The 12,574-nt window shown below is 71.4% G+C and carries 12 protein-coding genes; 4 read left to right on the forward strand and 8 right to left on the reverse strand.

The features are described from left to right. Positions 1-15 precede the first annotated feature (15 nt). Both BIV24_RS12835 and BIV24_RS12840 read right to left on the reverse strand, forming a co-directional pair. Positions 16-618, reverse strand: a complete 603-nt coding sequence (locus BIV24_RS12835; protein ID WP_071366393.1) for a GNAT family N-acetyltransferase — start codon at positions 616-618, stop codon at positions 16-18. Positions 619-838: 220 nt separating this feature from the next. Beyond that, positions 839-2,131: an MFS transporter gene (locus tag BIV24_RS12840; RefSeq protein WP_071366394.1), complete on the reverse strand. Its 1,293-nt coding sequence runs from the start codon at positions 2,129-2,131 to the stop codon at positions 839-841. A gap of 72 nt (positions 2,132-2,203) precedes the next feature. Here BIV24_RS12840 and BIV24_RS12845 point away from each other — a divergent pair, with 72 nt between their 5' ends. Beyond that, the gene (locus tag BIV24_RS12845; RefSeq protein WP_071366395.1) at positions 2,204-3,238 is read left to right on the forward strand and encodes a GlxA family transcriptional regulator; all 1,035 of its coding nucleotides are present in this window, start codon (positions 2,204-2,206) and stop codon (positions 3,236-3,238) included. On the opposite strand, the gene BIV24_RS12850 is transcribed toward BIV24_RS12845, so the two are convergent. The 4 genes from BIV24_RS12850 to BIV24_RS12865 form a co-directional block, all read right to left on the reverse strand. After that, complete coding sequence (locus BIV24_RS12850) at positions 3,131-4,399, reverse strand: MFS transporter (RefSeq protein ID WP_071366396.1); 1,269 nt, start codon at positions 4,397-4,399, stop codon at positions 3,131-3,133. The two genes, BIV24_RS12845 and BIV24_RS12850, sit on opposite strands and share 108 nt — an antisense overlap. 783 nt (positions 4,400-5,182) lie before the next feature. Next, positions 5,183-5,674, reverse strand: a complete 492-nt coding sequence (locus BIV24_RS12855) for an ATP-binding protein (protein ID WP_177198703.1) — start codon at positions 5,672-5,674, stop codon at positions 5,183-5,185. A 542-nt stretch (positions 5,675-6,216) separates the two neighbouring features. Beyond that, positions 6,217-6,729, reverse strand: coding sequence for an EF-hand domain-containing protein (locus BIV24_RS12860; protein WP_071366398.1), 513 nt, complete (start codon positions 6,727-6,729; stop codon positions 6,217-6,219). A 168-nt stretch (positions 6,730-6,897) separates the two neighbouring features. Beyond that, positions 6,898-7,314: an STAS domain-containing protein gene (locus BIV24_RS12865; protein WP_071366399.1), complete on the reverse strand. Its 417-nt coding sequence runs from the start codon at positions 7,312-7,314 to the stop codon at positions 6,898-6,900. Positions 7,315-7,683: 369 nt separating this feature from the next. On the opposite strand from BIV24_RS12865, the gene BIV24_RS12870 reads away from it, so the two are divergent. Continuing rightward, the gene (locus tag BIV24_RS12870) at positions 7,684-8,265 is read left to right on the forward strand and encodes a sigma-70 family RNA polymerase sigma factor (RefSeq protein WP_071366400.1); all 582 of its coding nucleotides are present in this window, start codon (positions 7,684-7,686) and stop codon (positions 8,263-8,265) included. Next, positions 8,262-9,602 (forward strand): maleylpyruvate isomerase N-terminal domain-containing protein, encoded by a 1,341-nt coding sequence (locus BIV24_RS12875; protein ID WP_425442563.1) that lies wholly within the window; start codon positions 8,262-8,264, stop codon positions 9,600-9,602. Before BIV24_RS12870 ends, BIV24_RS12875 begins: the two co-directional genes overlap by 4 nt. Positions 9,603-9,614: 12 nt before the next feature. On the opposite strand, the gene purU is transcribed toward BIV24_RS12875, so the two are convergent. Together purU and BIV24_RS12885 are read right to left on the reverse strand one after the other, a co-directional pair. Beyond that, positions 9,615-10,496, reverse strand: a complete 882-nt coding sequence (gene purU / locus BIV24_RS12880) for a formyltetrahydrofolate deformylase (protein ID WP_071366401.1) — start codon at positions 10,494-10,496, stop codon at positions 9,615-9,617. A gap of 73 nt (positions 10,497-10,569) precedes the next feature. Continuing rightward, the gene (locus BIV24_RS12885) at positions 10,570-11,070 is read right to left on the reverse strand and encodes an SCO4402 family protein (protein ID WP_071366402.1); all 501 of its coding nucleotides are present in this window, start codon (positions 11,068-11,070) and stop codon (positions 10,570-10,572) included. A 117-nt stretch (positions 11,071-11,187) separates the two neighbouring features. Here BIV24_RS12885 and BIV24_RS12890 point away from each other — a divergent pair, with 117 nt between their 5' ends. After that, positions 11,188-12,522: an ABC transporter substrate-binding protein gene (locus BIV24_RS12890; RefSeq protein ID WP_071366416.1), complete on the forward strand. Its 1,335-nt coding sequence runs from the start codon at positions 11,188-11,190 to the stop codon at positions 12,520-12,522. The last annotated feature ends 52 nt before the right edge of the window (positions 12,523-12,574 follow it).

The raw sequence follows: 12,574 nt of genomic DNA on the forward strand, positions 1-12,574 counted from the left end.
TTTACGCCCGCCCGCTCACGGAAGCGTGGGCTCGGGGTCGCCCGCGATCCGTCCGTGCAGATGCACGTCCCGGAACACGTCCTGGCGCTCCGCCTCGAACATCGCGCCGCGCAGCGTCCCCTCGTACGGAAAGCCGCACCGCTCCGCGATACGGCAGGACGCCTCGTGGCCGAGGGCGTGGCCCAGTTCCAGGCGGTTCAGGCCGAGATCGGTCAGGGCCCAGCGGCCGACGAGGGCCAGGGCGCGGGTGGCGACGCCCCCGCCGCGGGCCTCGGGCAGCACCCAGTAGCCGACGCGGGCCGTCCGGAAGACATGGTCGATGAGGTTGACGCCGACCTGCCCCAACGTCCTGCCGTCGGCCGCATCCGTGACCCGGAACGTCGCGTCCAGGCCCTCCGCCGCACGGAGCGCCTTGGACCGCAGCGACTCCCGCGCATCATCCCTGTCCCGCACGATCCTGAGCGGTGTGTTCCAGCGCAGGAAGTCGGGGTCCGTCAGCCCCCGGAACCAGTCGTCCACCTGGGCTTCCACATCAGGGTCCCAGTCGCTCAGCCGCAGGCCGTGGCCATGCAGCTCCGGGAAGGGGTGAGAGCGCGAGTCATCACGTATGTCGGCCATCGGGCCATTCAATCAAGGGTCCGTGGCGCAGAACGGCGGTCCACTCCCCGCCGGTAAGTCGGATCACACCCCTCACGGTGTCCAACTCCCCACTGACTCCCTTTTCTTGCTATTGCGTCAGGTCTTTCAGCGAATCCCCGCACCCCACCCACTCGCAACGCTCCGCACGCCGATTCCCCCCCAACCGGTCGTTCCGCGCCACCGGCCCCACCCCTTTCCTTCACCCGGTCGCGGGGCGCCTGCGGATCACCAGCGCCATCAGGGCGGCCGCCGCGCACAGCGCGCCCGACGCGTACCAGACGACGTCGTGCGAACCGAACGCGTCCCGTGCCACACCACCGAGGAAGGCCACCAGGGCGGCTCCGACCTGGTGAGAGGCGAGGACCCAGCCGAAGACGATGGCACTGTCCTCGCCGTACTGCTCGCGGCACAGCGCCAGGGTGGGCGGGACGGTGGCGACCCAGTCCAGACCGTAGAAGACGATGAAGAAGATCATCGGCGGGTGGACGGCGGGGGCCAGCAGTACGGGCAGGAAGAGGAGCGAGATGCCGCGCAGGGCGTAGTACACCGCGAGCAGGCGGCGCGGTTCGAAGCGGTCGGTGAACCAGCCCGAGGCGATCGTGCCCGCCACATCGAAGACACCGATGACCGCGAGGAGCGAGGCCGCCGCCGTGATCGGCATGCCGTGGTCGTGGGCCGCCGGGACGAAATGCGTCTGGATCAGGCCGTTGGTGGAGGCGCCGCAGATCGCGAAGGTGCCGGCCAGCAGCCAGAACGGGCCCGTGCGCACCGCCGAGAGGAGCACGGTGACGGCACGCCGGGCGGCCCCGGACACCGGTTCCGGCTTCGGTACGAACTCCCGTGCACCGTACGGCTTCAGGCCCACGTCCGCCGGGTGGTCCCGCAGCAGCAGCCAGACGAAGGGGATGACCGCGAGGGCGGCGAGGGCCACCGTCACGGCGGCGGGGCGCCAGCCGTGGTTCTCGACCGTCCAGGACAGTGCGGGAAGGAAGATCAGCTGTCCGGAGGCGGAGGCGGCGGTGAGGATGCCGCTCACCAGACCGCGCCGCTCGGTGAACCAGCGGTTGGTGACCGTCGCCGCGAATGCCAGCGCCATCGAGCCCGTGCCCAGGCCGACCAGCAGGCCCCAGCACAGCAGCAGTTGCCAGGCCGTGCTCATCCACACGGTCACGCCCGAGCCGAGCGAGATGAGCGCGAGGGCCACGGCGACGACCCTGCGGACACTGAAGCGGTCCATCAGGGCGGCGGCGAAGGGTGCGGTCAGGCCGTAGAGGGCGAGGTTGATGGACACGGCCGCGCCGATCGTGCCGCGCGACCAGTGGAACTCCTGATGCAGCGGGTCGATCAGCAGGCCCGGCAACGTACGGAAGGCCGCCGCCCCGATGATCGTCACGAAGGTGACGGCGGCGACGAACCAAGCGCGGTGGATGCGGGTCGGGCGGCTGGGCCGCGTCTCCCCGGCCGTTGCTGCGGCAGCGGTTGTCTGGGTCACGCCATAGAGCATCCGGTCTGCGGCGCCCCGCAAACGAGTGGCCCGAAGGACAGTGTTCGCTAGGATCGGGCCATGACCGTTGCCGAAGGCGTTCGCCGCCACCGCGTCGTCGTCCTCGCCCTCGACGGGCTGCTGCCCTTCGAACTGGGCATCCCGCAGAGGATCTTCCGGCTCGCCAGGGACGCACAGGGACGACGGCTGTACGACGTCGTCACCTGCTCGGTCCGGCCGCCGGGCCCGGTGCAGACCGACGCGGACTTCGCCGTCCTCGTCGAGAACGGCCCGGAGATCCTCGCCACCGCCGACACCGTGGTCGTGCCGGCCTCGTACGAGCTGGGGCCGGTGTACGAAGAGGGCGTGCTCGGCGAGGAGTTGGCCGCCGTCTTCGCCCGTATCCGGCCCGGCACCCGGCTCGTCGCCATCTGTACCGGTGGTTATGTCCTGGCCGCGGCCGGCTGCCTCGACGGCCGTCCGGCGACCACGCACTGGTCGTCCGCCGAGCACTTCCAGCGGCTCTTCCCGAGGATCAGGGTCGACGCGGACGTGCTGTTCGTCGACGACGGTGATGTCCTGACCTCTGCCGGGGTCGCGGCCGGCATCGACCTGTGCCTGCACATCGTGCGCCGCGACCACGGCACCGCCATCGCCAACGACGTGGCCCGCCGCACCGTGGTCCCGCCGCACCGCGACGGCGGCCAGGCGCAGTACATCCAGCGCCCGATGCCCGAGCCGCAGCAGGCGACCACGACCGCCGCCCGTGCCTGGGCGCTCGGCCGGCTCCACGAGCCCATCCAGTTGCGCGACATGGCGGAGCAGGAGTCCATGTCCGTGCGCACCTTCACTCGGCGCTTTCGCGAGGAGGTCGGCATCAGCCCCGGACAGTGGCTGACCCAGCAGCGCGTCGAACGGGCCCGCCATCTGCTGGAGTCCACCGATCTGTCGGTCGACCAGGTGGCGCGGGACGCCGGCTTCGGCACGGCCCAGTCGATGCGACAGCACCTACAGGGGGCGCTCGGGGTCACTCCCACCGCGTACCGGCGCACGTTCCGCACCGGTGGCGGGAGTGGCCTCGTCGGCGACAACGTTCTTTCCGCCGACGGCAGATGACGCCGGGCGCCGTACGCGCTCGCCCAGAGCGCCCGCCAGCGTGAGCGTCAGGGTCAGGGCGACGCCGGCCAGGATCGCCGTCGACGGCGCGACGAAGTGGAGCAGGGCGCCCGCGAGGGAGCCCGTGGCCGCATAGCCGACGCCCACCGCCGCGTACATCACCGAATAGCCCGCCGCCAGGGCGCTCTCCGGGACGGCCTCCCGCAGCGAAAGGTTGCGGGTGATCATCGCGCCCGCCTGCAACACGCCCGCGGCGACCAGGGCGACGGCGATCCAGGCCGTGCCCGGTATCAACGCGGCCAGCGTCACACACGACGAGAGGCCGAACATCAGCACCACGCTCCGAGCGCCCAGCCCGCCCGGCCACGAGCGCAGCCCGTACACGAACGCTCCCACCGCCGAACCCACGGCGAGACCCGTCAGCAGTGGCCCCGACCAGCCGACGGCCGCGCCGCGCTGTTCGAGCAGGGCTGGCAGGACGAGTTCGGCGAGGGAGAGCAGGGACAGGCTGGCCGCGCCCGTCACGTACACCGGCCAGGCGCGGGCGAGCAGCCGGAACATCGACGCGCCTTCCTGGTCCGCGGGGTCGGTGTCCCAGCCGGGCGGCAGCAGCCACAGGCCGGCCACCGACGCGGCCATCAGGGCGGCCCCCAGCAGCAACGGCACCCGGGGCGCCGCACCGAGGGCGAGACCGGTGACCGCCGCCGGGGCGACGGCCCAGATACCGGACATCAGCATCGACTCGGCGGACAGGGCCTGGGCGACGGCCCTCCGCGGGACCAGGGCGGTGAGCAGGGCGCGCAGACCACCGGGGGCGGCGGCCGGGGCGCCGCCGGCCAGAACCGCGAAGCCGGCGAGGACCACAGGATGCGCGGCCGGGAACGCGCCGAGGCCCGCGAAGCCGACGGCCCCGACCGCCAGACCCGCGGCCATGTGGGGGCGGGCGGGGTCGGGGCGCATGCGCATACCGAGGAGAGGGGCGCCGAGAATCTCGCCGATCACGTAGGCCGCGGCCAGCGTCGCGCCCAGGGTGTAGCCGCCGGGGCGGTCACGGGCGAGGAAGACCAGGGCGAGGGGGGCCATGGCGACCGGCATCCGGGCACCGACGGCCACCACGGCCCAGGTCAGGACCTGTCGGGAGGCCACGTCGCGGTATGTCATGCGTCGAAGATAGGGGACATGTCTGACAGCGGCCCCCTGCGTGTCCGGGCCTGTGGACAACCGCGCGATGACACCCGCGTGGTGACGGCCGAGCAGCGGAACTCAGAGCATCGGCACGGCCGTTGACCCCTTCTCCGTGTGTGCGTCCGCGGCAGCCTCCTCGTACGCCTCCACGGCTCTTCCCCCCGGTAAGAGACGATATGCGGCACCCGGACACGCGCTCGATCCGGTGGAGACGGGATACGCAAGGCCCGACTTGGAATCCCGAAGAGTTATCCACAGCCTGTGGAGAAGAAGGAGCCACGCCTTCCGGCTGTCGGCGAACCCGGCCCCTTCGGCGGCGGCGCCGACGGAGGTCGGCCGGCGGCGCGACTCACCCGCTCTCGACTGCGCTCGAAGGAAAGACGCCCCGCCTCGCCCCGAACGCGGCATCGCGCGCCGCCATCCGGTCCGACGCTCCCACCCTGGCCCTCGGACAGCCTCCCCCGAGGCCGTCCGGCCGCGTAAGGAGCCGACGCCGCATCGCGACCCGCACTCGCCTAGGCCCCCCGCCGCCGAAGCCCTCGACGTCCCCTCGCGGCGAATCGCTGGATCCCGGCGTGATCACACGGGCACGTCGCGTCAACTCCCGGCCGCGGATTCACCACTTATGCCCTGATAGTGACGGCGCGCCCGGAAGCACGACCCGGCGCACCCGACAGTGACTCAGCTCAAGGGACCGTCACCCGTGGGCCGCGTGCCCAGGCGTGTACGTCCCTGCCCCGAGCGCCGGAGCGCACCCGGTCACACAGCGCCGTACGCGAACTCCGGCATGGGTGCCGGCACCCCGCACACCGCCGCCCGGTCCGCGGCACCCGCGCCACAGCGGTCCACCTCGCACCAGATGCGCTTGCCGAGACCCTCCGGGTCCCAGCCCCAGCGGTCGGCGAGGCCGTCGACGAGTTCCAGCCCGCGACCGCCCGTCTCGTCGCCGCGAGCGTGCCGGGGCGACGGCGGACAGGCGCTGGCGTCCGCCACTTCGAGCCGGACGGTGCCGGCCGGGGCGCCCGAGGGGTCGTCACGCACACCCGTGAGCAGCAGCCGCAGGACGGCGGGACAGCCGGTGTGCACGACGGCATTGGTGACCAGTTCGGAGACGAGCAGGATCAGCGTCTCCGCGAGCGGCTCGTCCGCCCCTATCCCGGACCCGGCGAGCCGCGAACGAGCCCACTGCCGGGCCCGCCCCACCTCCGCGGGGTCGGGCCGGATCTCCAGCTGCACTTGAAGCACCTGCACCGCTCACACCATCCGAACCGGCGGACACATCGCCTCGCGCCTCACAAGGGCCACGATCGTGGTCATCGACTGCATGGCAGGAACCAGGATCACGCACCGTGATTCCCTTGCACAACAGCATGGTTGACGTACAGTCACCCCAACAAGCGCTTCGGGCATATTCCAGCGCGAAGGAGTACGCGTACGGCATACTGTGCGACGCTTGCCACGGTGAGTCGAACAGACAGGCACGATGGACCGTCCTGCCCCGCGAGCGGCGCGCATCACCGAACCCGGCGCCGCCGCAGAGGCCACACCGGAGTGGATCGGGCTCGAAACCGCTCGCATCCCACACAAGGTACCGGAGCCCCGCGCCGACTCCGGTCCGTGACAAGTCACGCGTAGGACACAACCCTGTATCAACGCTCCGTAACCCTCAATTGCCACAATCGGTGACATCAGCGGGCCCCACCTCGAAGAGCGCCTGCACAGCGCCCGCCGGACCGCTTCAGGCGGCAGGGCGAGAACCTGCCAAGGATGCTCGAGTACACGCTGCGCGAACGCTACTCGGGCACGGTGAAGTAGCGGGCGAACGCGGCCACGACTTCCGTCTCGCCGACCCTGCCGTCGCCATCCGCGTCGAGCGCCGCCGCAGCCGTCGCGGCGATGTCCTCGCGTACTCCGAGGGCCCTCAGGACGCGGACGGTCTCCTCGACGGTGGCCACTCCGTCGCCGTCGCCGTCCGCCACGGCGAGCGCCGCGTGCAGGAAGGGGCGGGCGATCTCCGCGAACCGGCCGGGGGTGTCACGCAGCCGCTTGACGGCGCTGCCGACGAACTCCTCGCGGGTGATGCGCTGGTCGCCGTCCCCGTCCGCGATCCCGGCCATGCCCTGCCAGAGCGCCTCGGCGCCCGCGTACAGGGCCTGCCCTCGCTCGGACCGGGCCGCGGTGCCGAACTCGGTGAGAACCGCCTTGGCCGCCGCGCTGAAGTCCTCGCGGTCGATGGAGCCGTTGCCGTCCTGGTCGAAGGTGGCGAACCGGGCGGCGATCCTGCGCTCGTACTCGGTGCTGACCATGTGTTCTCGGCCGCCTTACATGACGTCGGGGGTACATCCGGCACGGAGCGTACGATGTCGGGCGCCTGCGGGGAGCGGGAATCGGCGCTTGTACCAAGACCGCAGGAATACCGGGACACCAGTGTGGCCGTCCGGCGGGGTCGCCTTCACCGTGCCGTGGCCCCGGGCTCACGCCGACAGGGGGCTCGGATCCTCGCCGGTGGCCGAGCCGAGGTCCGGGTGGACGTCGAAGAGGCGGCGTACACCGAGGGTGGCGAGGACCCGGTTGACGTGCGCTCCTCCCCCGCCGCCGGTCCCGCCCGGCGGGGAGGTGCCCGCGACGTCGCCGGGCCCGGGCAGGATCAGCCTGAGCCGGCCCCGGCAGGAGCGGAGCAGCCGCCGGGCTGCGATCAGCACGCCGACGCCGCTGGAGTCGCAGAGGACGACCTCGGAGAGGTCGAGGACGATGCGGTGACGGCCGTCGGCCACCGCATCGTGCACCCGCCGGCGCAGCACCGGTGACGTGGCCAGGTCCAGTTCGCCCGCCACCCGGAGCACGACCCACTCGCCGCACTCCCCGTAGGTCACCCTGAACGTCACCGCCATGCCTCCCGCTCGCCCGCGCCCGGCCTGAAACGAAAGCGGTTCCCACGCTTCCTTCAGTGCGGCTGCCCCCGCACTTCTCTCGGAAACACCGAACTATCTATCGAAAATGTGAGATAGATGAGCCAATTCAATCGGTATCGGATCTCGTTCATTCACACCTGATCAGCGACGTCGGAGGAGAGACGGGCGCCCGAACCAGCGGTCCGCGGCCGGCCGCCTCTACCACCCTCGGCCCGTCAAGGGGTGCACATTGCCGCAAAGGGGCGTACGTCGTCCCATGTGGCGACTACATTCAAGGCTGGAAGCACAGGCTGAACCGGAGCAGGACATCTGCACGATCAGGGCACGACCAGGGGGTGAGGGGGCTGCATGGCGAAGAAGGACGCACCGCCCCGGTGGGACCGCAGGATGCAGCAGCGGCTCGCCCGCGGTGAGGCGGCCGCGCTGGGCGAGTTCTACGACCGCTTCGCCTCGCTCGTGCACGGTCTCGCCCACCGCGTACTCGGGGACGAGGAGGCCGCCGACGGCGTCACACGCGAGGTGTTCACCCACGTCTGGGAGAACCCCGACTCGTACGACCCGGGGCAGGGCCCGCTGCGCTCCTGGGTCGCCACGCTGACCCACCGGCTCGCCGTGCAGCGACTGCGCGCCGCCGAGACCGCCGCGCTCCCCCAGGACGGCCGGGGCACCTCGGAGGAGCTGGAGCGCAAGGTGCGCCACGCCTCGGTCGCGGCCCGCGCGGACTACATCGTCTCCTCGATGCCGGTGCCGCTGCGCGCCGCGCTGGAGCGCGCGTACTTCCAGCGCCGGGACTACCGCCAGACCGCCGCCGACCTCGGCATCACCGAGGACGAGGCCCGCCGCCGCCTCCGGCTCGGGCTCCAGTTGGTGTCCACGGCCCACGAGGCGGGGCCCTTCGGCGCCCCTCCCGAACCGGAGGCCGCGTGGTGACGGAGGCGGAACACTTCGAGAAGTACGGGCAGTCCGCAGCGTACGGCGCCCACCGCGGCCCGGGACCGAGGAACGCCGACGGGGGCCGGGCGCGAAAGCCCGAGGCGCCGGGGCACGGCGGCCCCGGCAGCCCGCAGGTGTCCGGTGCGCACGGGCACGACGTCACCGACGGGGCCGGCGATCCCCCGCTCGAGCTCGAACACCAGGTGCTGAAGTCGCTGCTCGGGGCGTGGGCGCTCGCCGCCTGCTCGCCGGAGGAGACGGCGGCCATGGAGGAGCACCTGGGCGACTGCGGCCCGTGCGCCGACGAGGCCCGGCGGCTGCGCGAGGCCGTGGGATTGCTGCACCCCGCCGAGACCCTCGACCTCGATCCCGGGCTGCGCACGCGCGTTCTCGAGAGCTGCCTGCAGCAGCGGCCCCCGCGTATCCCGGTACCGCAGTGGGCAACTCCCTATGAGGCGGAAGCCGCGCGCCTGGACGCCCTGCTGCAGGACATAGGCGACGCCGAGTGGCATGCGCCGGTGCGGCTGCGCTGGTTCGGCGGGACCGGACCGACGAGCCGTCGTACGACCGTCGCCGGGGTCATCGCCCATCTGCTCTCCGTCGACGGGCTGGTGGCGGTGGCGTTGGGACTCGATGATCCGCTCGGCAGCGCGACCGCGAAGACCGGGACACCGCAGGAGCGCACGGAGGCGTACTGGCGCGCCTCGTACTTCCCGCCGACCCGTTCCGTCCGGATGCCGTGGCGGGAGCAGAGCCACAGCCTGGTGCGGACCGTGTCCTTCACCGGCCAGGGCTCCAGGAAGCTCTCGGTGCCCTACGGCGGGTTCGAACTGCCGCTGCGCGACGCGATGCTGGACCGCGCCTTCGAGTGCTGGGTGCACGCGGAGGACATCGCGAACGCGGTCGACTATCCGTACGAGCCGCCGGCGCCACGTCATCTGAGCAGGATGATCGACCTGGCCGCACGGATGCTGCCGGCGGCGCTGGCGGCCCGGCGGCAGGCCCTTCGGGGCTCGTCCGGCCGCACCCGGCATCTGGCCGCGGTCGGTCGGCCCGGACGCTGTCTGCGGCTGGAGATCGAGGGCCAGGGCGGCGGCGAGTGGCTGATACCGCTGGACTCTCCCCCGCTCCCGGCTTCTCTGCAACCGGTGAAGCCCCGCGGCGCGGTGGGCTCCGCCGAGCACGAGGTGGCGCATGTGGCGCTCGACGGGGTGGAGTTCTGCCGCCTGGCTGCGGGCCATGTGCCGCCGGAGGAGGCCGCCGCGGGTCAGCTCGGGGACCGGGAGGCGATCAGGGATGTTTTGTTCGCGGTGGCGTCGCTGAGCCGGATGTAGACCGGCTCCCGATCAGGCGAAGACGACCGTCCGCCGCCCGTTCAGCAGGATCCGCCGCTCCGCGTGCCACTTCACCGCGCGGGCCAGCGCCTGGCACTCCACGTCGCGGCCGATCGCCACCAGCTGGTCCGGGGTCACGCCGTGGCCCACCCGCTCGACCTCCTGCTCGATGATCGGGCCCTCGTCGAGGTCGGCCGTGACGTAGTGCGCGGTGGCGCCGATCAGCTTCACCCCGCGCGCGTGTGCCTGGTGGTACGGCTTGGCGCCCTTGAAACTCGGCAGGAAGGAGTGGTGGATGTTGATGATCCGGCCGCTGAGCCGCTTGCACAGGTCGTCCGAGAGCACCTGCATATAGCGGGCGAGGACCACCAGCTCGACGTCCAGTTCGCGGACCAGTTCCAGCAGCCGTGCCTCGGCCTCCGGCCTGGTCTCCTTCGTCACCGGGATGTGGTGGAAGGGGATGTTGTACGAGCCCACCAGCTCCGAGAAGTCGGTGTGGTTGGACACCACGGCCGCGATCTCTACGGGCAGCGCACCGATCCGGGCGCGGAAGAGCAGGTCGTTCAGGCAGTGGCCGAACTTGCTGACCATCAGGACGATGCGCATCTTCTCGTCGGCCCGGTGGATCTGCCAGTCCATCTGGCAGGAGTCACCGATCGCCGCGAAACTCGCCCGCAGCTTGTCCACCGTCACCGGAGCCTCCGCCGAGAAGTGGACCCGCATGAAGAACAGTCCCGTGTCGTGGTCCCCGAACTGCTGGCTGTCCTCGATGTTGCAGCCGGTCATGAACAGATAGCTCGACACGGCGTGCACGATCCCCTGCTTGTCCGGGCAGGAGAGGGTGAGGACGTACTGATCGGCGGAGGCCGAGGGCCGGGTGGACAGCTCGTTCATGCACGCCAGGGTCTCACGTCCGCCGGGCGGCGCGGAGTCTCGTCCTGCCACCCGGACGCGCCGAGGGACCGGACTACGCGGTCCGTGTGAGGATCCGCAGCACCTCGAGCGTGCGCGGCGGAACGTCCGGGTCCTCGCCGTCGCTCGCCGCGAGCCGCACATGCGCGTCGCGTGCCGCCTGCACCGCCTCCGGCCACTGCTGGTGGTCGAGGTAGGCCTCCACCAGCGCGTCCGGCCCGACCTGGTGCATGATCCGCAGCACGCGCAGCACCGCGGTGTCGACGAGGGCCGCCTCCTGCGAGTCGCGGAAGATCGAGCCGACGTATTTCTCGGCCGACCAGTTGTCCAGCCAGGTGTCCTCGACCAGGCGGTACACGGCGTCGGTGACGTCGCCGTACCCGTCAACACGGGCCAGCCAGACGTCCCGCTGGAACACCGGGTCGGAGAGCATGTGCAGCGCGGAACGCACATTGCTGCGCCAGCGCCACCACGGCATGTCGTTGAGTGGCATGCCGCCCATGGTGGATGAGCGACGGCCGCGACGGGAAGACCTCTCCGAACCTTGCACGGTCATCGATCGTACGTTCCCCGTGAAATCCGGATCATCGGCCCCCTCAATTCACCTCCACGTCACCTGTCGTTGCCCGCCGGTCGCACCTTGGTTAGCAGTGTGGCGAAATCGTGCGTGTCCATGATCGACAGGTTGCGCACCCGTTCTCCCCGCACCGGCCCTCGCGTTCCGGGCCCCGTCCGCAGGACGGCGGCTGCCCGCGCCAGGACCGCTCTGCTGTCCGCGGGCGCGCTGGTGACGTGTGCGTCGATCACCGTCGGGTGCGGTGTCGTGCCCGGCTTCACGGGCGGTTCCGGGGACGACACGGTGACCGTCATGACCTGGGCGCCCGAGAACACCTCCGCGACCAACAAGCCGGGCATGCCGGCGATGGCGAAGGCGTACGCCCGCTGGGTCAACGCGCACGGCGGCCTGCACGGCCGCAAGCTCAACGTCCTGACCTGCAACGACCACAACGACTACATCGGCGCCGCGAAGTGTGCCCGCCTCGCCGCGAAGGAGAAGGTCGTCGCGGTCGTCGGCTCCTACAGCCAGTACGCGGGATCCACCCTGTCCCCGCTGGAGTCGGCCGGTATCCCCTACATAGGCGGCTACGGGCTCACCAAGTACGAGTTCAAGAGCGCGCTCTCCTACCCCGTCAACGGAGGTCAGCCCGCGCTGCTGGCCGGCCTCGGCGAGGAACTGGGCAAACACTGCGGTCCCCTCGCGCTGGTGCGCCCCGACACCGTCACCGGCGACCAGCTCCCCATGCTGCTCGACTCCGGGCTGGAGGCAAGCGGCCACACGGCGGCCTTCGACCTGCGCGCCGCCGAGGACGCCACCGCGCTCGACCAGCAGGCGCAGCAGGCGCTGCGACAGGCGACCGCGGTTCCCCCGCGGAAGGGGTGCGTGGTGCCGGTGCTCGACGAGCGCACGGGCACCTTCATGGACTCCTTCCGGCGGCTGAGCGTCTCCTACCCGGCGGTGCGGATCGCCTCCGTGCTCGGCAGCGTGGACCAGTCGGTCATCGACGCGTCGGGCGGCAGGTCGGGGCCGTACGAGGGGGCGTACGTCACCGGCTGGTACCCGGAGGCGGGTGACGCGCGCTGGGATCCGATGAAGAAGGTGATCCGCGAGGAGGCCTTCGGCGACAACCGGATCGACCCGGCGGACGCGGGTGTGCAGACCACGTGGATCGCGTACACGGTCCTCAAGCGGGTCGTCGACTCGCTCGGCGACGGCGAGGTGTCCGCCCGCACGATCCGCTCGGCGCTCGACAACGACCTCGAGGTCGACACCGGGGGCCTCACTCCGACCCTGCGGTGGCGCTTCCAGGACCTGACCGCGGTCGTCGACTACCCCCGCCTGATCAACTCGGACGTGACGTTCCAGGTCGTGCGCGACGGTCGGCTGGTCGCGGCGCGCAAGGGTTTCGTGAACGTGTCGAAGACGCTGGAGAGCACATCCTCGGAGTGAGGGGCCACGGGGCGTGCGCCGCCCGCCCTCCGAACGGTTTCCGGGCGGCGCA

The organism is Streptomyces colonosanans (assembly GCF_001866645.1).
Lineage (GTDB): Bacteria > Actinomycetota > Actinomycetes > Streptomycetales > Streptomycetaceae > Streptomyces > Streptomyces colonosanans.